The organism is Rhizobium sp. YS-1r (genome assembly GCF_000757525.1).
Taxonomy (GTDB): domain Bacteria; phylum Pseudomonadota; class Alphaproteobacteria; order Rhizobiales; family Rhizobiaceae; genus Neorhizobium; species Neorhizobium petrolearium.
In genome coordinates this window covers 910,379-928,639 of sequence record NZ_JPYQ01000056.1, presented here as the reverse complement: position 1 = coordinate 928,639, position 18,261 = coordinate 910,379, and the positions used below count along the sequence as shown (strand labels likewise).

Sequence of the window (18,261 nt, the reverse complement as noted above, 5' to 3'; positions counted from 1 at the left end):
GGTGACATCTCCCCCTCAAGGGGGGAGATCGCAGGGAGACCGCGGCAACGTCCATATCCCATATGCAAGTGCGGTGCTCCGGCGGAGAAAGGCTGAGGGAAAGGATATCCAGCGACGATACGTGAGGACCACTCCATGCTGAAAAAGGTCCTCATAGCCAATCGCGGCGAGATCGCCTGTCGGATCATCCGCACCTGCCATCGTTTGGGTGTTGCGACGGTTGCCGTCTATTCGGATGCCGATCGCGATGCGCTGCATGTCGCGCTTGCCGGCGAGGCGGTGCATATCGGCCCGTCGCCTGCGTCGGAAAGTTACCTGAGCGGCGACAGGATCATCGAAGCGGCCTTTTGCGCCGGCGCCGATGCCATCCATCCCGGCTACGGGTTTCTCTCGGAGAACCCGGACTTCGCCGAAGCGGCCACGGCTGCCGGCCTTCGCTTCATCGGTCCTTCCGGCGCGGCCATCCGCGCCATGGGCCTGAAGGATGCCGCCAAGGCGCTAATGGAACAGGCGAGCGTGCCGGTGGTGCCGGGTTATCACGGGACCGATCAGAACCCGGATTTCCTGTTGAGCGAGGCCGAGCGCATCGGCTTCCCCGTCCTCATCAAGGCGCGCGCCGGCGGCGGCGGCAAGGGCATGCGACGGGTCGAAACCGCGGTGGCCTTCAGGGATGCCCTGGCGTCTGCCCAGCGCGAGGCGCTGGCCGCCTTTGGGGATGCCTCCTGCCTCATCGAAAAATACATTACTCATCCGCGCCATATCGAGATTCAGGTGTTCGGCGACGACCACGGCAATGTCGTGCATCTCTTCGAGCGCGACTGCTCGCTCCAGCGTCGTCACCAGAAGGTCATCGAGGAAGCGCCGGCCCCCGGCATGCCGGAGGATATGCGCCGCACCATGGGCGAGGCGGCGGTCAAGGCGGCTCAAGCGATCGGCTATTCCGGCGCCGGCACGATCGAGTTCATCGCGGACAGTTCCGAGGGCCTGAAACCCGACGGCTTCTGGTTCATGGAGATGAACACGCGGCTTCAGGTCGAGCATCCGGTGACGGAGGCGATCACCGGGGTCGATCTGGTCGAGTGGCAGTTGCGCGTGGTATCCGGTGAGCCGTTGCCGAAGCGGCAGGACGAGCTTTCGATCGATGGCTGGGCCTTCGAGGCGCGGCTCTATGCCGAGGATGCCGAACGCGGTTTTTTGCCCGCCATCGGCATGCTGGCCCATCTCGATCTGCCGGAGGATCTGGCTCGCATCGACAGCGGCGTGCACGCTGGCGACCATATCTCGCCTTTCTACGATCCGATGATCGCCAAGGTGATCACGCACGGACCGGATCGCGCCACAGCCTTGTCCCGGCTTTCGACGGCCCTGGCCGAAGTCCGCGCCACCGGTGTCGCGACCAATGCATCCTTTCTCCGCCGGCTGGCGAACGAGCCGGATTTCGCGGAAGGCAATCCCGATACCGGCCTGATCGAGCGTCATCTGGCCGAACTGACGATGGCGCATCCTGCCCCTTCCGAGGTCGTCGCATTGGCCGCGCTCAGCCTTTCGGGTGCCCTGGAGCCGGCCGCTCCCAATGATCCCTGGGCAAGACTGCCAGGTTTCCGCCTGTGGTCCGAAGCGGCCGATTTCGTGACGCTCGACCATCGCGGGCATCACGTTGCGGTCTCGTTCAGCAGGAGAGGCGAGGGCGCCTATGCCGCGACCGTCGATGGCAGAGACATCGACCTGCATCCCGGCCGTTCGGGCGACGCGTATCTCACCGAAACCGATGGTCGAAAACATCGGCTGCATGCGATCCGGGGCGACCGTGACGTCACCGTTTTCAAGGGTGGCGAGAGCTGGCATTTCAGTCTTGTCGATCCGCTTGCCGGCGATCAGGAGGAGGCGGGGGCAGGCGACCGGATCGTCGCGCCCATGCCGGGACTTGTGAAGCTCCTGCGGGCGGCGGTGGGAGCCGATGTCTCCAGGGGAGAGACGCTGGCGGTGATGGAGGCGATGAAAATGGAACTGGCGCTTTCCGCCCCCCGCGACGGCAGGATTGCCGAAGTGCTGGTCGCGGAAGGCGAGCAGGTGCTGGAAGCAGCGGTCCTGCTGGTGCTGGAGCCACCCCCGGAGACAGACCATGGCTGAGTTCGTCCGCATCCACGAAGTCGGACCGCGCGACGGGTTGCAGAACGAAGAGCGGATCATCCCGGCCGCCGACAAGATCCGGCTGGTCGACATGCTCTCCGCCTGCGGTTTCGAGAGGATCGAGGTGACGAGCTTCGTGCGCGCCGACCGGGTGCCGCAGATGGCGGATGGCGCGGACGTCATGGCCGGCATTAGCCGCCGGCCCGGCACGCGCTACACCGTGCTGACGCCCAACCTGCGCGGCTACGAGGCAGCACTTGCCGCGAGGGCGGACGAAGTCGCGGTCTTCGCCTCCGCTTCGGAAGGCTTCAGCCGGAAGAACATCAATTGCAGCATCGCCGAGAGCTTCGAGCGTTTCGCGCCGCTGATCTGGAGGGCAGGGGCGGATGGCGTTCCGGTGCGCGGCTACGTCTCCTGCGTCGTCGACTGCCCCTATGACGGCCCGACGCCGCCGGCGCAGGTCGCGGAGGTGGCCGAGCGGTTGCGGCGTCTCGGCTGCTGCGAAATCTCGCTCGGCGATACGATCGGCACGGGCACGCCGGAACGTGTCGCCGCCATGCTCGACGCCGTGCTGGAGCGGCTGCCGGCGCTGGAATTGGCAGGGCATTTCCACGACACCAACGGCCGCGCCATCGACAACATCACGGTCGCGCTCGAAAAGGGGCTCAGGGTCTTCGATGCGGCGGCGGGCGGGCTCGGCGGCTGCCCGTATGCGCCGGGCGCCGAAGGCAATGTCGCGACAGGCAAGACGGTCGATCATCTGGTGGCTCTCGGCTTCGAGACGGGGATCGATCGCGACCGGCTGGCGGAGGCGGAAGCCTTTGCCCGCAGCTTGAGGGGAGCGCGCTGATGAGCGGCTACGACACGCTGATGCTGGAGACGGATGCGCGCGGCGTAGCAATGCTGACGCTGAACCGCCCGGACAAGCACAATGCGATGAACGCCGCGATGATCGCGGAACTTGCCGATGCGGCGACAAGGCTTGCGGCGGACGAGGCGGTGCGGGTCGTGGTGCTGGCGTCCTCCGGCCCGACCTTCTGCGCCGGCGGAGATCTGCAATGGATGCGCGATCAGGCGCGGAAGGACCGGCAGGGCAAGATCGAGGGCGCGACGGCGCTGGCACTGATGCTGAAGGCGCTGGACGAGCTGCCAAAGCCGTTGATCGGCCGGGTGCAGGGCAACGCTTTCGGCGGCGGCATCGGCCTGATGGCGGTCTGCGACATCGTGATCACTGTGGAAGGTGCCGAGTTCGCGCTCACCGAAACGCGGCTCGGACTGATCCCGGCGACGATCGGCCCCTATGTCGTGCGCCGCATCGGCGAGGGCCATGCGCGCCATCTCTTCCTCAACGCCCGCCGTTTTGACGCGGTCATGGCCCGCGAGATCGGCCTCGTCTCGGCTGTCCACCCCACGGGTGAACTCGATGTGCCGGTCGAGGAGGAGGTCGAGGCCTTTCTGGATTGTGCGCCCGGCGCGGTTTCCAGCGCCAAGAGCCTCGTGCGGAGCCTTGCCAGGGGAACCGCCGGCGATCCGCTTGCCTGCAGCATCGGCCTGCTCGCCGACCGCTGGGAAAGCGATGAAGGCCGCGCCGGCATCGATGCCTTCCTGAACAGACGTCCGATGCCCTGGGCACCGAAGTGAGACCCGATTGCTGCCGGGCGATATCATCGGGCAGACTCGTCCCTTGGTGATGGTCGGTTTTCTTTCGTCATCCTCGGGCGAACGATCCTCGGGTTGAACTCGAGGAGAGACCCGAGGATCGGACGGGGCGCTGAAAGCTGCCTCTTAAGTTTTAGTTTTGGGTAGCACCTCTCAGCGCCCCGTTCGGCGGTTTATGCCCGCGACTCCGGTCCCTCTGCGATGACGGGGTTTGTGGGAACGGTGGCGTGTCCCTCCTTGAAAGGAAGGCGTCATGCACGCCCTTGTACTTACAATGCCGCAGGCCATGACTACCCCAGGCACGTCTTCCACCTGCGCCGCGCGGCCCGGGTTTAGAAAAACCCTCGGACGCCGCATGGCGCTGTCCCGTCACCCTCCAATGCCTCACAGGCACGCCCGGCGCATAATGCAAGGAAGCGAAACGAGACGTCGGCCCGACAGCGTCTCATCCGCCCCCACGTCGCCGGAGGGAGACCATTTTCCGCGAACCCCGAATGCAAGGACTTACGTCGTTTCCTGACACCCGGCGCCGGCCCCGCCTCACTGGCACGCCTGCCAGCGTATCCGATGCGGGACGGGGGAATTGTAGGCATGAGGCGTGAGGGCGGGGATGAATGGAGGCGATTTTTCCTGCCGATTTTTTCCAAGGCCTTGATTTGCCTCGCCACACCCCCTTTCTGCCCTGCCGGGCATCTCCCCCTCAAGGGGAGGATCGGATCGGCGCGCCGGTTCTGCTCCCGCCGTTTGCGGCATCTGGTCTTGCCTATCTGGCCGCAGAAGGAAACATACATCGCGTATGTTAATTGACATACGCGATGTATGGCTTATATCGATTGACATACGGGACGTATGCAATTGGATGCCCGACAAAGCGGACCGGGATCGCGATCCGGCCCGCACTGTTCAACAGGAGAATGAAATGACCAAGCGTGATGCAGTCTTCCCCGCCGGCCGGCAGGCGCTCTACGAGATCCACAAATATTCGGCAGCGATCCGTTCGGGCGATCTGCTCTTCGTCTCGGGCCAGGTCGGCAGCCGCGAGGACGGCTCGCCCGAGCCGGATTTCAAGAAACAGGTCGAGCTTGCCTTCGAAAACCTCCGCGCTGTGCTGAAGGCTGCGGGTTGCACGTTCGACGACATTGTCGATGTGACCACTTTCCACACCGATCCGGAAAAGCAGTTCGAAGCGGTTCTTGCCGTGAAGGACGCCACGTTTACCGAAAAACCTTACCCGAACTGGACCGCCGTGGGCGTCAACTGGCTGGCCGGCTTCGATTTCGAGATCAAGGTGATTGCACGTATTCCGCAGGGCGAGTGACGGAGGCAGGGCGGTGGCCGGTAGAGATCAGGCTGGCCGCCGCCTTGCTGTTTCTTGCATCAAAAGCCCTGAAAGAGGAAGTCGGTCGCGGCGACAATCTCGTCGGCTCGGGCGGAGAGATCGGCGATCCTGGCACCGAGCTCGGTGGCAGGAACCGCGGCAAGGAATTCCGTCATCATGACATAGTCTACGCCGTTGATCTCGAAGCGAGGGTTGAGGCGAACGGCAATGCGCTTCATTTCGCTTTCGGGAACCAACGGCACCACCACGCGGGTGTGAAGCGCATCCAGAAGGTTGGCCTGTATATCCAGCGCTATCTCATTTCCGAATTGATAGACGTGGAAGCGGGCCATCAAAATTGCCGGTATTTTGCCAGAGGCAGACCGTGCTTTTCGACATAATCATTGGCGGCTTTTATCGCTTCCGCATTCTCGATCCTCCAAAGCCGTTCCTTTTCGGCTTTGACGGCGCGAGCAAGGCCCTCCTCGGCCGCCCGGCTGACGTCGAGCTTCAGCTCCCGTGCTTCCGACAGAAGCGAGGCATCAAGCGAAAGACTGGCAGCTTTGCGGGCGGTGGACATGCGTGCCTCCAATGGCTCAGGCGAAGTATGCCTTGGTCGCAGAAAATCGCAAGCGTCGCCGGCGCCTTCCCGGTGACAAGATCAGGAATGACCGGAGTATGGCACTGCCGACGCGCCACAGGAGAGGTCGAGGACGCGGCAGTTAAACTGTCCTCAACCTAGACAAAAAGGAGGATACGCTACGCCTTTGGACGGATATCCAGAGCCCATAATACGCCGGATGGTGGAATTGAAACGATAGGAGGAGATGACTTACCGTTCACGCCCCCATCATGAGCCCTGGGAGGTGCCCATGCGTGAGCCGGATATGCAGAAGCTCGATCAGCTGGTGGGTCGCCTGGTCAATGATATCGGTGCATCGATGTCGGGTGCTCTTGTGGTTCTCGGCGATCAAATCGGGATCTTCAAGGCGATGGCCGACGGCACGCCGAGAAGCGTTGCGGATCTCGCTGCGAAGACAAAGGTGAGAGAGCGCTACATGCAAGAATGGCTCAGCGCGCAAGCTGCCGCGGGCTATGTCACCTTTCACGAGGAGACGGATCAGTTCAGCCTGACGCCGGAGCAGGCGATGATCTTTGCCGAGGAGAACAGCCCGGCATTTTTCGTGGGTGCATTCGAGGTCGTACAATCCGTGTGGATGGATGAACCGAGGATTGCGGAAGCCTTCCGTACCGGCAAGGGCGTTGGCTGGCATGAACACAGCACCTGCCTCTTTCGGGGAACGGAGCGCTTCTTCCGGTCAGGTTACAACGCTCATCTCGTAAACGAATGGATACCGTCTCTTGATGGCGTCGAGGAAAAGCTGAAGAAGGGCGCCAATGTCGCCGATGTTGGCTGTGGCCACGGGGCATCGACCATCCTGATGGCACAGGCCTTCCCTGCGTCCCGGTTCACCGGTTTCGATTATCATGGACCGTCGGTCGAAAGAGCAACCGCCGCAGCAAAGGACGCGGGCGTCGCCGATCGGGTCACCTTCCGCCAGAGTGCGGCGGGAGAATATCCCGGGCACGATTACGATCTGGTGGCCATGTTCGATTGTCTCCACGACATGGGTGATCCGGTCGGTGCCGGGCGGCACGTCAAGGATACCCTCGCGCGAGATGGAACATGGATGATTGTCGAGCCCTTCGCCCATGATCGCCTGAAAGACAACCTCAATCCGGTCGGCCGGGTATATTATGGCGCATCGACGATGATCTGCACGCCGGCATCGCTTTCGCAGGAGGTTGGGCTTGGACTGGGCGCCCAGGCAGGCGAAATGAAACTGAGGAAAGTTGCGCTGGACGCCGGGTTTACGCATTTCCGCCGTGCGGCGGAAACGCCGTTCAACATGGTGTTCGAGGTGCGAACACAAACACATTGATTGTTGGACGAAGCCCGTCGAGATGGCCTTCGATGCGGTGCCGTGTCGATCTATGAGAGCCAGCCCACGATCGGGGCCTGTTTTAGAGTGACTGGCCAGTGCAGGGCGGAGGCAGGCTGCGATTCAAGCTGCTATTCACTCATCGCCCATCTTCAGCGCAGCGATGAACGCTTCCTGCGGGATTTCGACCTTGCCGAACTGGCGCATGCGCTTTTTGCCTTCCTTCTGCTTTTCCAGAAGCTTGCGCTTGCGGGTGGCGTCGCCGCCGTAGCACTTGGCCGTCACGTCCTTGCGCAGCGCGCGCACCGTCTCGCGGGCGATCACCTTGCCGCCGATCGCCGCCTGGATCGGGATCTGGAACATATGCGGCGGGATGAGCTCCTTCAGCTTCTCCACCATGCCGCGGCCGCGCCGGTCGGCGGCGGTGCGGTGGACGAGCATGGACAGCGCATCGACCGGGTCGCCGTTGACCAGGATCGACATCTTCACGAGGTCGCCCGCCCGATAATCCATGATCGTATAGTCGAAGGAGGCGTAGCCTTTCGAGATCGACTTCAGCCGGTCGTAGAAATCGAAGACCACTTCGTTGAGCGGCAGTTCGTAGGTGATCATCGCGCGGCTGCCCACATAGGTGAGCTCGGTCTGGATGCCGCGGCGATCCTGACAGAGCTTCAGGATGGAGCCGAGATAGTCGTCCGGCGTCATGATCGTCGCCTTGATCCACGGCTCGCGGATCTCGTCGATCTTGACTACATCCGGCATGTCGGCCGGGTTGTGCAGTTCCTTCTCGGTGCCGTCTGTCAGTGTCATCTGGTAGACGACGGAAGGGGCGGTCGCGACGAGGTCAAGGTTGAACTCGCGCTCCAGCCGCTCCTGGATGATTTCGAGGTGGAGCAGGCCCAAAAAGCCGCAGCGGAAGCCGAAGCCGAGCGCGGCGGAACTTTCCATCTCGAAGGAGAAGGAGGCGTCGTTGAGGCGGAGCTTGCCCATGGCGGCGCGCAGATCCTCGAAGTCGGCTGCATCGACCGGGAAGAGGCCGCAAAAGACCACCGGCTGGGCCGGTTTGAAGCCGGGAAGCGCATGCGCGGTCGGGCGCTTGTCTTCGGTGATCGTGTCGCCGACGCGGGTATCGGCCACTTCTTTGATCGAGGCGGTGATGAAGCCGATCTCGCCGGGGCCGAGGCTGTCGACATTGACCATTTTCGGGGTGAGCACGCCGACGCGTTCCACGGTATACTTGGCGTCGGTACCCATCATGCGGATCTGCTGGCCCTTGGTCAGCACGCCGTCGATGATGCGCACCAGAACCATGACGCCGAGATAGGTATCGTACCAGCTGTCGACCAGCAGCGCCTTCAGCGGCCCCTTTTCGCCTTCCGGGCTCTTCGGCGGCGGCAGCTTGTGGACGATCGCTTCGAGCACGTCCGGAATGCCCAGCCCCGTTTTCGCGGAGATCAGCACGGCGTCGGAAGCATCGATGCCGATCACTTCCTCGATCTGCTCCTTGATGCGCTCCGGCTCGGCGGCCGGCAGGTCGATCTTGTTGAGGACGGTGACGATCTCGTGGTTGTTGTCGATCGCCTGGTAGACGTTGGCGAGCGTCTGGGCTTCGACGCCCTGGCTGGCGTCGACGACGAGCAGCGAACCTTCGCAGGCCGACAACGAGCGCGAGACTTCGTAGGCAAAGTCCACGTGGCCGGGCGTGTCGATGAGGTTCAGGATATAGGTCTCGCCGTTCTCAGCCTTGTAGTGCAGGCGCACGGTCTGGGCCTTGATGGTGATGCCGCGCTCGCGCTCGATATCCATCGAGTCCAACACCTGTTCCGACATCTCGCGTTCGGCGAGGCCACCGGTCGACTGGATCAGCCGGTCGGCGAGTGTCGACTTGCCATGGTCGATATGCGCCACGATCGAGAAGTTGCGGATGTGGTCTAGGGGCGTGCGGGACGAATTGGTGCTCATGGCTCGCGCATATAGCAGTGCGAATCCCTGCCGCAAAGCGGAAAGATAACCATTCGTTGAGGATAAGGCCCGGTTTTGCGGGCCTATTGGGGCTTGCCGGTGTCCGGATCGGTGAGAACGGTTGCATTCGGCACCTGGGCGCTGCGGATGCCGATGTTCTCGCGCTCATCGGTCGGCACCGCCTTGCGCTCCGTGAGCCGCCACAGGATGTAGATCGCGTAGGCGATCGCCACCAGCATGACCGCATAGATGAAGGTATGCTGGCCGAAGACCGGCGTCAGAAGCGTGACGCCGAGCGGCACGATCGTGGCGGCCGTCGACCAGGCGACGAGCAGCGTCGAGGAGAGAGGCACGAAATCGCCGGGATCGGCGCGATCGTTGGCATGCGCATTGGCGACCGAATAAACCGTCTCGACCGAGCCGCCGAAGACAAGGAAGACGATCATCAGCACGACGATCGTTGCAAACGAGACGAAGAGCGCCGCAAAGCCGGCCGCGACGATGAGCCCGCAGGTGATGAGAAGCACAAAGCGGCGGTCGATGCGATCGGAAAGCACGCCGAGCGGATATTGCACGAAGAGAAGCCCCGTCTGCATCACGAACATCAAGAGCGCCACATCACCTTGAGAGACCTGGCTGGTGGCGGCATAGATCGGCGTGAAACCCTGCACCACCATGGAAAGCCCGCCCGACGCCAGCACGCCGACGAGACCGACGGGTGAGATGCGCCAGGCCATCGGAATGTTGACGCTGACGCTTGCCGGCGGCGGCGGGTTCGGCAAGCGGGTGAGCCCGATCGGCAGGATGGCGAGCGCGGTGAAGAAGATGACGGCAAGCGGCGCCATGTTGCCGTCGGTCGGGATGCGGCCGAAAAGCCAGGCGCCGCAGCCGAGGCCGAGCACATAGGCCATGTAGAAGAAGGACATGGCCTTGCCGCGCCATGCATTGGAGGCGGCATGGTTCAGCCAGCTCTGGGCGATGATGAAATTGACGTTGGCGGCCGCGCCGTAAAGGCCGCGGGCAAGGATCCAGACATAGGCGGGGAGATCCGCGGCGATCAGCACCGCGGCGATGACCACCATGGCCATCGAGCAGGCGAAGAGGCGCGCATGGCCGACACGCTTGATGAGCGGACCGCCGACGACGCAGCCGACAAGCCCGCCGAAGGCGACTGCGGTGACCGCCGCCCCCGCCGCCCAGGGCGTGGCCGAATGGGTCAGCATGAAGGGGACGTAGGCAAACATCACGCCACTGCCGACCGCCGCGATCGTCATGGAGACGACGATGCTGGCAATCGAAAAGGGCGAAGCGACCATCAACGTCTGGCCGTGCATCTCGTTTCTCCGGCGGAGCAGGGCACCGGTTGCGGTGCAGCCGACTCAATGACCCTGTGCTGCTCCATAGCCGATTGACGATGGCGAGAGCTATCGCGGAAACGCCATTCCTTCACAAATTTCGCGCATCTACCATGATACCGCTTGATTCCACTATAAGAGAATGCAATTCTCCGATCATGGAAGAGACGATCGACGACATAGATACGGCGATCAGCGAACGCCTGAGGAGCCTCAGGGCCAAGGCTGGTTTGACGCTGGACGAACTTGCACAACGCTCGGGAGTGAGCCGGGCGATGATCTCCCGCATCGAGCGCGGTGAGGCAAGTCCCACGGCGGCATTGCTCGCCAGGCTCTCGGAGGCATTGGGCCTCACGCTGTCGGCCTTCTTCGCCGATGACGAACCGGCGACCTCGCCGCTCAGCCGCTACGACGACCAGAAGCTCTGGCGCGACCCGCATACGGGCTATCTGCGCCGTTCCGTCTCGCCGCAAGGAACACCGGGCCGGGTGGATATCGTCGAGGTGGACTTTCCAGCCCATGCACGCGTCAGTTTTCCGCCGCGCGAGGAAAGCCGGGTGATGACCCAGCACGTCTGGCTGTTCGAGGGCGTGCTGGAAATGATCATCGGCGAGACCGTTCATACGCTTAATCCGGGCGACTGCCTCTACATGGACCTCGGCGACGCCTTCGACTTTCATAACCCGTCCGACAAGCCGGCCCGCTACGCGGTGATCCTCGACCGCGGCCGGTAACCTCCCAACCGAAAGAGCCAAGATGCCCGCCACCATCCGTATCGTCACCGCCGAAGAAGCCCGTGCCGCCATCGCTGATCTCTGCGAGGTCCTTTCCGACTGCGTCAACGGCGGCGCGTCGGTGGGCTTCATGCTTCCCTACGAGCCGGAGGACGCCGTCGGTTACTGGAACGAGATCGCCGATGCGGTCGAAAAGGGCGGCATCATCCTTGCTGTGGCTGAAGTTGACGGGAAAATCGTCGGAACGGTGCAGGTGGGGCTGGCGTCGAAACCCAACCAGCCGCATCGCGGCGATCTGATGAAGCTTCTGGTGCATCGCTCGGCGCGCGGGCTTGGCCTGTCGCGCAGGCTGATGGAAGTCGTGGAAGCGGAAGCTGCCCGCCGGGGCCGCACGCTTCTGGTGCTCGATACGGCGACCGGCAGCGATGCGGAAAAAATCTATCCGCGCTTCGGCTGGAGCCAAGTCGGCGTCATCCCCGATTATGCTATGTGGCCCGAGGGCGGCTTCTGCGGCACGACGCTGTTTTATAAGCGGGTGGGGTGAAGCACGCTGAGTGCGTTTTCAAGCGTCATGCCGGGCGTCCAGTGCACGGCATTCCAGCCGAACTGGCGGGCGCCTTCGATATTCTCTGCCGCATCATCGATGAACATGATCTCGTGAGGCTCAACGCCTGCCTTAGCGGTTGCAAGCCGGAAGAAATTCTGGTCCGGCTTCCTGTGGCCGAGCTTGGCAGAGTAGAAGATGTCGTCGAAATGCGTGGCAAGACCGAGTTCGCTCATCAGCCATGCCGCGCGGCGGTGTTCCTGGTTGGTGGCGAGGTAGAGCGCCACTCCGCCCTTTCGAAGTTCGGCGAGATCTTCCAGCAGGCGTTTGTCCAGCCTGGAATCGTTCGCGAACCAGTAGCCAAGCAGGGTTTCCGTTTCGATATGCGGCGCGATATTCGCCAGCACGGCTGTCAGGCGCGGCTCGATCGGCTCGCGGCCGGTGACGATGTCCGGCCAGTAGGGTTTGAAGAATTCCCGCTGGAGGGGCGCGAGCGGAAGTCCAAGGTCGCGCTCGAGATCGGTCGCAAACGGAAGGCCGTCGGCCGGTCTGCCGTTCACAAGCACGCCGTCGACATCGACCATCAAGACTTTCATTGCGCAAACGATCCGGTTCTGGGAACTGATAGGGAATTGCTGTAGCACGAAACATGCGGCTATCTATGGCCAAGAGGTATCGGCAACATGACGCGCAGTTTTCATTGGCTTGGAGGAATTGCCTTCGCCTGGCTCGGCCTTGCCGCCCACGCCGGCGCTCAGGACGTGCCGAAATTCACGCAGTTTGCCGAAAAAGTCTATGCGGGGACGAGCGCGCCGCTGAGGCTTGCGACGCAGGACGACCGGGAATTCGCGACACGGCTTCGGGAGGGCGCGAAACGCCCGGTCAATTTCGCCGGTCACCATATCCTCACCACATGGGGCTGCGGCGCGGAATGTCTGGGCGGAGCAGTCATCGATGCGCGCACGGGCGCTGTCGCCTGGCTTCCCTATTCCGTCTGCTGCTGGGGCGAGGGCGAGCCCTTCTATTTCAGGAAGGACAGCCGGTTGGTTGTCCTCTCCGGCGTGCTGAACGAGGAAAGCCCCAAGGGCGCGCATTTCTTCGAATTCACGAACGGGGAGTTCAAACACCTGACGAGCCGTGCGAGCGACGGCACGATCCTCTCCGGCATTCCGGCGCCGGCGAAATAGGGGCCGATGGCCGGCCCCTATGATGCATTCGGCAAATTAGTGGCTGGCTTTGAGGGTGCGTTCGAAGGCGTGCGTGATGAGGCCGGCAAGTTCCTCGTGGATGTCGATGCGCGGTCGTCCGGCATCATCGCAGATCGGATCCAGCTCTCCGACCGATTTCAGGAACTCCGCGGCACCCTTTTTGCAGACGGGCAGGAAGCTGAAATGGTCGGAATTGTCCACCTGTGCATAGGAGGCATTCGGGACTTCTTTCGCCAGCTTGTCCGCAAGCACCGCGACCGGAATTTTGCCGATGCTGCCGAGGTTGATGACGGTGAGCGGTATGTCGATGGTCTTCAGGCTCTCCGGCGTGAAGACCGTCGCGAGACCGGGATCGACCGCGACCACGGAGGCGATGCGGTCGTCGCGGTTTGACTGTTCGAAGCGGGTCTTGTCGATGATCCTGAGATCCAAGGGCTCGACGGCGACCTGCTCTCCGCCGGCATAGCCGCGGCCACCGGCAAACCATCGGCAGTCCATCATATCCGGATGCTCCGCGCAGTAGCGGATATAGCCGGAAAGATCGGCGCGTGCCCCGGCAAGTTCCAGCACCGTGGTGCCGCCGAGCGAGAAGCCGAGCACGCCGATGCGAGCCGGGTCGATCGAGGCTTTCCATTGCGGATCGGTAGAGAGCGCGGTGATGACGGCGGAAATATCCCCTGTGCGCTCCCAGATTTTGGGCGTCGCCGCCGGGGTGGAATCGCCGCTCGTGGTGCCGGGATGGTTGGGACCGGCGACGATGAAACCTGCTTCGGCGAGCTCGGCTGCTATCCAGCCCATGCCTTCGACCCTTGAGCCGGAACCATGGGAAAGGAGGACGAGCGGGAAGCGGCCCTCGCGGATTTCCGCATCTTTGGAAGCGGATGGAATCTCGAAAATGCGGTCCTGAGCGGTTGCACTCTGCGCACCCGCGGCCGCGGTCGGATACCAGACCGTCACGGCTAGCGGGCGGGGATTGTCCTGCGAGACGACGCTGATCTTGCGGACGCCGACAGGATCGGCGGCAAGAAGCGGCGTGGCGCTGGTGCAAAGGCAAAAGGCAAGAAGAAGTCTGGTCAGTCGCATGGGAACCTCTTGTGGTTGGAAAAGCGATGACTGACCTTCGATGGGACGCGAGGTTTTCTCGACCTCGATCACGTTCGAGGACGTCCTCGAACGTGATCAGGCTCGTTATTCCTGCGTGCCGGCCCCTATTCCGCCGGCACCGGCTGAGGCCGCCTTTCCGTCAGGAAATAGAGCGAGGCGATGACGGGAAGCGCAAGGCCGATCATGGAGGCGAGCATCCAGCCGCCTTCGGCGAAGGCCCAGGCGCCAACCGCTGAACCGATCGCGCCGCCGCAGAAGAAGGTTGCCATGAAGAGGCCGTTCAGGCGGCTGCGGAGATCGGCCCCAAGCCCGTAGATCGCCCGCTGGCCGATGACGAGCGTCATGGTGACGCCGAAGTCGAGCAGGATCGCCGCGAGTGTCAGGAGCGCCAGCGCGATGATGGAGCCTTCCGGAGCGATATGGGTCATCGCGAAGGCTGCTGCCACGGCGAGGATGCCGAAGAGCGTGGCAGGCTTTCCGAGGTCGCGGTCTGCCAGGCGCCCCGCGATCGGCGAGGCGATGGCGCCGGCGACACCGGCAAGCGCGAAGAGGGCGATGCCGGCCTGGGTGAGCTGGAAGGCGGGACCGGCCAGAACCAGCGGCGTCACCGTCCAGAACAGGCTGAAGGCGGCGAACTGACAGGCCTGATAGAAGGCGCGGCGGCGCAGGACCGGCTGGGTCGCATAGAGGCGCCCCATCGATGCAAGCAGGCTGAGATAGGAAAGCTTCGTCTGCGGCATGCGCATCGGCAGGCGCGTCGCGAGTATGAAGCCCAGAACGATCATGACGGCGGCCGACAGGAAGAAGACGAGGTGCCAGGAGGAAAACCGGGCGATGAAGCTCGAAACCGGCCGGGCTATCATGATGCCGACCATCAGCCCGCTCATGACGTTTCCGACGACTCGGCCGCGATGGGCGTCCGGCGCCAGATTGGCCGCAAAGGGCACGATCATCTGCACCGCGGTGGAGGCAAGCCCGATCGCCAGCGAGGCGGCGAGGAAGGGGAGGACTGCGGTGGAGAACCCTGCCGCGAGAAGCGCGATCGCCGCGGCGCCGACCATCGTCACGATCAGCCGGCGGTTTTCGAGAAGGTCGCCGAGCGGCACGATCAGCAGCAGGCCGAGACCATAGCCGATCTGGGTGAGCGTCACGATAAGGCCCGTCGCATGCGCAGGAAGCCCGATCGAGGCCGCGATCGGACCGGCGAGCGGCTGGCCGTAATAAAGATTGGCGGCGATCAGGCCGCAGGCCGCAGCCATGACGAAGGTCATGCCGGCGGACATCGCGTGTGAACTGGCCGGTGCGGCCATGGCGGCGGAATTGCTTGTCACGAAAAGCTCCTTGGGAGAAAGGATCGGGTTAGAAAATCAATCGAGAAGTTTCATGGCCGCCTCGACCACGGAAAAAGCGCGATCGCGATCGGGGCCGGTCTTGCCGAGTACGCGCAGGCCCTGGGTGACGGAAAGCAGGAGGCGTGCCGTCGTATCCGGATCGACCGTCTGCGGGATCGAGCCATCCGCATGCCCTTCGCGGATCAGGGCATTGAGAAGAGCTTCGCTGCGTTGCATCGACCGGTCGACCCGCTCGGCCGCCTCCGCATCGTAGACTGCAAGCTCGATTGCTGTACCAACCACCAGGCAACCCTGACGGCCCGCCTCGCCATGCGAGGCTTCGGCATAAAAGCGCAGCAGGCGGAAAACCCTGTCGCGGCCGCTTTCACCGTTGGCAAGTTCCTCATCCAGAAGCGCATTGCGCACCTGTTTGTAGCGGTGGAAGGCAGCCAGGAAGATCGCCTTCTTGTCCTTGAACGCCTTGTAGAGACTGCCGGCGGCAAGGCCCATGGCTTTCTTGAGTTCGGAAATCGAAGCCGCATGATAGCCGCGCTCCGAAAAGACGATGATTGCCTTGTCCAGGGCTTCGTCGATCTCGAATTCGCGCGGGCGGCCGGGTAAGCGTACGGCGACGTCGGAAATGGGATTATCCATGATATGTCGGCTTAATTTGGAAATGGTCGTTCCCAAATAGATGTCGAATTGAGTTTCGTCAAGAGGATCGCGCCGGGTGAAAAGCGGAACATATCCGCCACGGAAGGGTTCAGCCTTTGTCACCAACGTAAAAAGCTGGAGGACAGACATGAGCAAGAGCGACGTGAAGGAAGCCGTGAAACGCGCCGAGCAGCAGGTGGAGAACACCAGCGGCGGCGGTCATCTCGGCGGCACCTATTATGGCCAACAGCCGGACGGCAAGACCGCTTCGACCAATCACAATGTCGGCAAGGCCCGCCCGAATACGGGCGCCTGATGCCACGGCAAAGAAGAAGTTTCAGAAGCCCCGCCGCGTGCGGGGCTTTTGTTGTATCGTCGGCAAATCCGGTTTCGAAAAAAATCGAGAAGCCTGTCGGGAAAGGGCGATGCCGTGCGTCCTTGGTTCGGGATGGCGCTGCGGAGGGTGCGCCGCGCATCCGGATCTCGGAACCTATGGCAAATGGGAGTAGGGCATGATGACCAATTATCGCTGGGTGATTGTCGCTGCGGGGGCGCTTATGGGCTGCGTCGCCGTCGGCACGATGTTTTCGCTCGCCATCTTTCTGCAGCCGATCGCGACCGATACCGGATGGTCGCATGCCGGCATTTCCAGTGCGATGACACTGAATTTCATCGTGATGGGGCTTGGCGGCTTTCTTTGGGGTACGGCAAGCGACCGCTACGGCGCGCGTATCGTCGTGCTGATCGGCGCGGCCTTGCTCGGGCTGGCGCTTGTGCTGACAAGCCAGGTGCAGAATCTTTTCCTTTTCCAGGTCATCTACGGCTGCCTCGTGGGCCTGTCCGCGAGCGCCTTCTTCGCGCCGATGATCGCGCTCACCATGTCCTGGTTCGACAAGCATCGCAGCCTTGCCGTCTCGCTCGTATCCGCCGGGATGGGTGTCGCGCCAATGACGATTTCGCCCTTCGCCCGCTGGCTGATCACCTATTATGACGACTGGCGGATGGCCATGTTCCTGATCGGCGTCGGGGCATGGGTGCTGCTTCTGCCGGCGGCACTGCTGGTGCGCAATCCGCCGGCGGTCGCGGCCGCGCCCGGCGCACATCCGGAAACCGGAGCGGAAGGATCAGGCATCCCGCTTGCAAAAATTCTGCGTTCGCCGCAGTTCCTGGTGCTGGCCTTCACTTTCTTCGCCTGCTGCGCGGCCCATTCCGGCCCGATCTTCCACATGGTGAGCTATGCCATGTTCTGCGGCGTCGCGCCGATGGCGGCGGTGACGATCTACAGTGTCGAGGGGGCGGCAGGTCTTGGTGGGCGTGTGCTGTTCGGGGTGCTGGCGGATAAATTCGGCGTCAAGCCGGTGCTGATCGGCGGGCTGATGATCCAGGCTGCGGGGATCGCCGCCTATACGATGGCCGCCGACCTCACCCAATTCTACATGCTCGCGGTGATCTTCGGCGGAACCTATGGCGGCGTCATGCCGCTCTATGCGGTTCTGGCGGGCGAATATTTCGCGCCTCGGATCCTGGGTACCGTTCTTGGCGGCGCAACCATGCTGTCAAGTATCGGCATGGCCTTCGGTCCGCTGGCCGGCGGCTGGGCCTTCGACCAGTTCAACAATTACAACTGGCTGTTCTTCGGTTCGGCGCTGGTCGGTCTCGGCGCGGTCCTGATCGCACTCGCCTTCCCGCCACTGCCGGGCCGGCAAGAGGAGAAGCTCCGGCCGGCATGAGGCGGTGCGCAGCCATATCACGAAAGTGGAAAAGCCCGGGAGTCCCGGGCTTTTTTGGATCTCAATGACCAGCCGGTCTCTTACGGCTCTTCGGGGGCGCTTGCGGCGGTTGGTCGGCTTCGCGCTGAAGTCGAAGCTGCTTGAGCTTTTCGGTTTTCTTTTCCCGTTGCGATGTTTCCGCGGCAATGATGGCGCGGGCCGTATGATCGGTGGCTGCGGCCTTGTCACGCGCGGAGAGCTTGGTGGGATTGAAGAATTCGTCTTTGGTTGCGGTCATGAGATCCTCCTTCCTGTTGAGAAAGTCTGGGCCTGTGGAGAAAGTCCGGGCGGTCCGACAGATATCAACGCGTACGCACGACCTTCTTTGGCGCCGGCAGCAGACCTTCGCGCTGAGCCTTCTTGCGGGCGAGCTTGCGGTAACGCCGGATGGCCTCGGCCTTTTCACGGGCACGCTTTTCGGAAGGTTTCTCGTAAGCGCTGCGCGCCTTCATTTCGCGGAAGACGCCTTCGCGCTGCATCTTCTTCTTGAGCACCCGAAGTGCCTGATCGACGTTGTTGTCTCTAACAAGAACCTGCAAACTATATCCTT

Annotated in this window: 20 protein-coding genes; 10 read left to right on the top strand and 10 right to left on the bottom strand. The window is 62.8% G+C overall.

The annotated features are described in order from the left end of the window. The first annotated feature begins 135 nt into the window (after window positions 1-135). The 4 genes from JL39_RS30165 to JL39_RS30150 all read left to right on the top strand — a co-directional run bounded on the left by JL39_RS30165 (window position 136) and on the right by JL39_RS30150 (window position 5,107). A complete protein-coding gene (locus tag JL39_RS30165; RefSeq protein WP_037159544.1) occupies window positions 136-2,130 on the top strand; it encodes an acetyl/propionyl/methylcrotonyl-CoA carboxylase subunit alpha in 1,995 nt (664 codons plus the stop codon). Then, window positions 2,123-2,980: a hydroxymethylglutaryl-CoA lyase gene (locus tag JL39_RS30160; RefSeq protein WP_037159542.1), complete on the top strand. Its 858-nt coding sequence runs from the start codon at window positions 2,123-2,125 to the stop codon at window positions 2,978-2,980. The genes JL39_RS30165 and JL39_RS30160 overlap by 8 nt, the downstream gene beginning before the upstream one ends. Beyond that, window positions 2,980-3,771 (top strand): crotonase/enoyl-CoA hydratase family protein, encoded by a 792-nt coding sequence (locus JL39_RS30155; RefSeq protein ID WP_037159539.1) that lies wholly within the window; start codon window positions 2,980-2,982, stop codon window positions 3,769-3,771. Before JL39_RS30160 ends, JL39_RS30155 begins: the two co-directional genes overlap by 1 nt. A 937-nt stretch (window positions 3,772-4,708) precedes the next feature. Beyond that, window positions 4,709-5,107: a RidA family protein gene (locus JL39_RS30150; RefSeq protein ID WP_037159536.1), complete on the top strand. Its 399-nt coding sequence runs from the start codon at window positions 4,709-4,711 to the stop codon at window positions 5,105-5,107. A gap of 59 nt (window positions 5,108-5,166) precedes the next feature. On the opposite strand, the gene JL39_RS30145 is transcribed toward JL39_RS30150, so the two are convergent. Further along, the gene (locus tag JL39_RS30145) at window positions 5,167-5,460 is read right to left on the bottom strand and encodes a CcdB family protein (RefSeq protein WP_037159533.1); all 294 of its coding nucleotides are present in this window, start codon (window positions 5,458-5,460) and stop codon (window positions 5,167-5,169) included. Beyond that, complete coding sequence (locus JL39_RS30140) at window positions 5,460-5,687, bottom strand: type II toxin-antitoxin system CcdA family antitoxin (protein ID WP_037159530.1); 228 nt, start codon at window positions 5,685-5,687, stop codon at window positions 5,460-5,462. The genes JL39_RS30145 and JL39_RS30140 overlap by 1 nt, the downstream gene beginning before the upstream one ends. A gap of 292 nt (window positions 5,688-5,979) precedes the next feature. Here JL39_RS30140 and JL39_RS30135 point away from each other — a divergent pair, with 292 nt between their 5' ends. Further along, entirely contained in the window at window positions 5,980-7,050 is a 1,071-nt protein-coding gene (locus JL39_RS30135; protein ID WP_037159527.1) for a class I SAM-dependent methyltransferase, read from the top strand. Window positions 7,051-7,185: 135 nt separating this feature from the next. Here the strand turns inward: JL39_RS30135 and lepA are convergent, their stop codons facing one another. After that, entirely contained in the window at window positions 7,186-9,012 is a 1,827-nt protein-coding gene (gene lepA, locus JL39_RS30130; protein ID WP_037159524.1) for a translation elongation factor 4, read from the bottom strand. A gap of 83 nt (window positions 9,013-9,095) precedes the next feature. Beyond that, window positions 9,096-10,346 (bottom strand): MFS transporter, encoded by a 1,251-nt coding sequence (locus JL39_RS30125; protein ID WP_037159521.1) that lies wholly within the window; start codon window positions 10,344-10,346, stop codon window positions 9,096-9,098. 179 nt (window positions 10,347-10,525) lie between these two features. Here JL39_RS30125 and JL39_RS30120 point away from each other — a divergent pair, with 179 nt between their 5' ends. Further along, window positions 10,526-11,101, top strand: a complete 576-nt coding sequence (locus JL39_RS30120) for an XRE family transcriptional regulator (RefSeq protein ID WP_037160120.1) — start codon at window positions 10,526-10,528, stop codon at window positions 11,099-11,101. 22 nt (window positions 11,102-11,123) lie between these two features. Then, on the top strand, window positions 11,124-11,645 hold the full coding sequence (locus tag JL39_RS30115) for a GNAT family N-acetyltransferase (RefSeq protein ID WP_037159518.1): 522 nt from the start codon (window positions 11,124-11,126) through the stop codon (window positions 11,643-11,645). Here JL39_RS30115 and JL39_RS30110 read toward each other — a convergent pair. Next, window positions 11,627-12,241, bottom strand: a complete 615-nt coding sequence (locus JL39_RS30110) for an HAD-IA family hydrolase (protein ID WP_037159516.1) — start codon at window positions 12,239-12,241, stop codon at window positions 11,627-11,629. The genes JL39_RS30115 and JL39_RS30110 overlap by 19 nt on opposite strands. A gap of 87 nt (window positions 12,242-12,328) precedes the next feature. On the opposite strand from JL39_RS30110, the gene JL39_RS30105 reads away from it, so the two are divergent. Further along, the gene (locus JL39_RS30105; protein WP_052183185.1) at window positions 12,329-12,832 is read left to right on the top strand and encodes a hypothetical protein; all 504 of its coding nucleotides are present in this window, start codon (window positions 12,329-12,331) and stop codon (window positions 12,830-12,832) included. 36 nt (window positions 12,833-12,868) lie between these two features. On the opposite strand, the gene JL39_RS30100 is transcribed toward JL39_RS30105, so the two are convergent. The 3 genes from JL39_RS30100 to JL39_RS30090 all read right to left on the bottom strand — a co-directional run bounded on the left by JL39_RS30100 (window position 12,869) and on the right by JL39_RS30090 (window position 15,942). Beyond that, on the bottom strand, window positions 12,869-13,936 hold the full coding sequence (locus tag JL39_RS30100) for an alpha/beta fold hydrolase (protein ID WP_037160113.1): 1,068 nt from the start codon (window positions 13,934-13,936) through the stop codon (window positions 12,869-12,871). A gap of 125 nt (window positions 13,937-14,061) precedes the next feature. Beyond that, window positions 14,062-15,267: an MFS transporter gene (locus JL39_RS30095; RefSeq protein ID WP_037160109.1), complete on the bottom strand. Its 1,206-nt coding sequence runs from the start codon at window positions 15,265-15,267 to the stop codon at window positions 14,062-14,064. A 57-nt stretch (window positions 15,268-15,324) separates the two neighbouring features. Beyond that, window positions 15,325-15,942 carry a TetR/AcrR family transcriptional regulator gene (locus tag JL39_RS30090; RefSeq protein WP_052183201.1) on the bottom strand — a complete coding sequence of 206 codons (618 nt, stop codon included), beginning with the start codon at window positions 15,940-15,942 and terminating at the stop codon, window positions 15,325-15,327. A 148-nt stretch (window positions 15,943-16,090) separates the two neighbouring features. On the opposite strand from JL39_RS30090, the gene JL39_RS32275 reads away from it, so the two are divergent. Both JL39_RS32275 and JL39_RS30085 read left to right on the top strand, forming a co-directional pair. Beyond that, window positions 16,091-16,258, top strand: coding sequence for a hypothetical protein (locus JL39_RS32275; RefSeq protein ID WP_200884026.1), 168 nt, complete (start codon window positions 16,091-16,093; stop codon window positions 16,256-16,258). Between the two features lie 196 nt (window positions 16,259-16,454). Further along, the gene (locus tag JL39_RS30085) at window positions 16,455-17,672 is read left to right on the top strand and encodes an MFS transporter (RefSeq protein WP_037159513.1); all 1,218 of its coding nucleotides are present in this window, start codon (window positions 16,455-16,457) and stop codon (window positions 17,670-17,672) included. Window positions 17,673-17,733: 61 nt separating this feature from the next. Here JL39_RS30085 and JL39_RS30080 read toward each other — a convergent pair whose 3' ends face one another. Together JL39_RS30080 and rpsU are read right to left on the bottom strand one after the other, a co-directional pair. Next, on the bottom strand, window positions 17,734-17,949 hold the full coding sequence (locus JL39_RS30080; protein WP_037159510.1) for a hypothetical protein: 216 nt from the start codon (window positions 17,947-17,949) through the stop codon (window positions 17,734-17,736). Between the two features lie 64 nt (window positions 17,950-18,013). After that, window positions 18,014-18,250: a 30S ribosomal protein S21 gene (rpsU, locus tag JL39_RS30075; protein ID WP_037159507.1), complete on the bottom strand. Its 237-nt coding sequence runs from the start codon at window positions 18,248-18,250 to the stop codon at window positions 18,014-18,016. Between the last annotated feature and the right edge of the window lie 11 nt (window positions 18,251-18,261).

Coding starts and splice junctions, on each gene's coding strand:
- JL39_RS30120 (WP_037160120.1), top strand. CDS start 10,526: ATGGAAGAGACGATCGACGACATAGATACGGCGATCAGCGAACGCCTG.
- JL39_RS30165 (WP_037159544.1), top strand. CDS start 136: ATGCTGAAAAAGGTCCTCATAGCCAATCGCGGCGAGATCGCCTGTCGG.
- JL39_RS30115 (WP_037159518.1), top strand. CDS start 11,124: ATGCCCGCCACCATCCGTATCGTCACCGCCGAAGAAGCCCGTGCCGCC.
- JL39_RS30105 (WP_052183185.1), top strand. CDS start 12,329: ATGACGCGCAGTTTTCATTGGCTTGGAGGAATTGCCTTCGCCTGGCTC.
- JL39_RS30150 (WP_037159536.1), top strand. CDS start 4,709: ATGACCAAGCGTGATGCAGTCTTCCCCGCCGGCCGGCAGGCGCTCTAC.
- JL39_RS30095 (WP_037160109.1), bottom strand. CDS start 15,267: ATGGCCGCACCGGCCAGTTCACACGCGATGTCCGCCGGCATGACCTTC.
- JL39_RS30110 (WP_037159516.1), bottom strand. CDS start 12,241: ATGAAAGTCTTGATGGTCGATGTCGACGGCGTGCTTGTGAACGGCAGA.
- JL39_RS30090 (WP_052183201.1), bottom strand. CDS start 15,942: ATGGATAATCCCATTTCCGACGTCGCCGTACGCTTACCCGGCCGCCCG.
- JL39_RS30155 (WP_037159539.1), top strand. CDS start 2,980: ATGAGCGGCTACGACACGCTGATGCTGGAGACGGATGCGCGCGGCGTA.
- JL39_RS30135 (WP_037159527.1), top strand. CDS start 5,980: ATGCGTGAGCCGGATATGCAGAAGCTCGATCAGCTGGTGGGTCGCCTG.
- lepA (WP_037159524.1), bottom strand. CDS start 9,012: ATGAGCACCAATTCGTCCCGCACGCCCCTAGACCACATCCGCAACTTC.
- JL39_RS30085 (WP_037159513.1), top strand. CDS start 16,455: ATGATGACCAATTATCGCTGGGTGATTGTCGCTGCGGGGGCGCTTATG.
- JL39_RS30140 (WP_037159530.1), bottom strand. CDS start 5,687: ATGTCCACCGCCCGCAAAGCTGCCAGTCTTTCGCTTGATGCCTCGCTT.
- JL39_RS30145 (WP_037159533.1), bottom strand. CDS start 5,460: ATGGCCCGCTTCCACGTCTATCAATTCGGAAATGAGATAGCGCTGGAT.
- JL39_RS30125 (WP_037159521.1), bottom strand. CDS start 10,346: ATGCACGGCCAGACGTTGATGGTCGCTTCGCCCTTTTCGATTGCCAGC.
- JL39_RS30160 (WP_037159542.1), top strand. CDS start 2,123: ATGGCTGAGTTCGTCCGCATCCACGAAGTCGGACCGCGCGACGGGTTG.
- JL39_RS30080 (WP_037159510.1), bottom strand. CDS start 17,949: ATGACCGCAACCAAAGACGAATTCTTCAATCCCACCAAGCTCTCCGCG.
- JL39_RS30100 (WP_037160113.1), bottom strand. CDS start 13,936: ATGCGACTGACCAGACTTCTTCTTGCCTTTTGCCTTTGCACCAGCGCC.
- JL39_RS32275 (WP_200884026.1), top strand. CDS start 16,091: ATGAGCAAGAGCGACGTGAAGGAAGCCGTGAAACGCGCCGAGCAGCAG.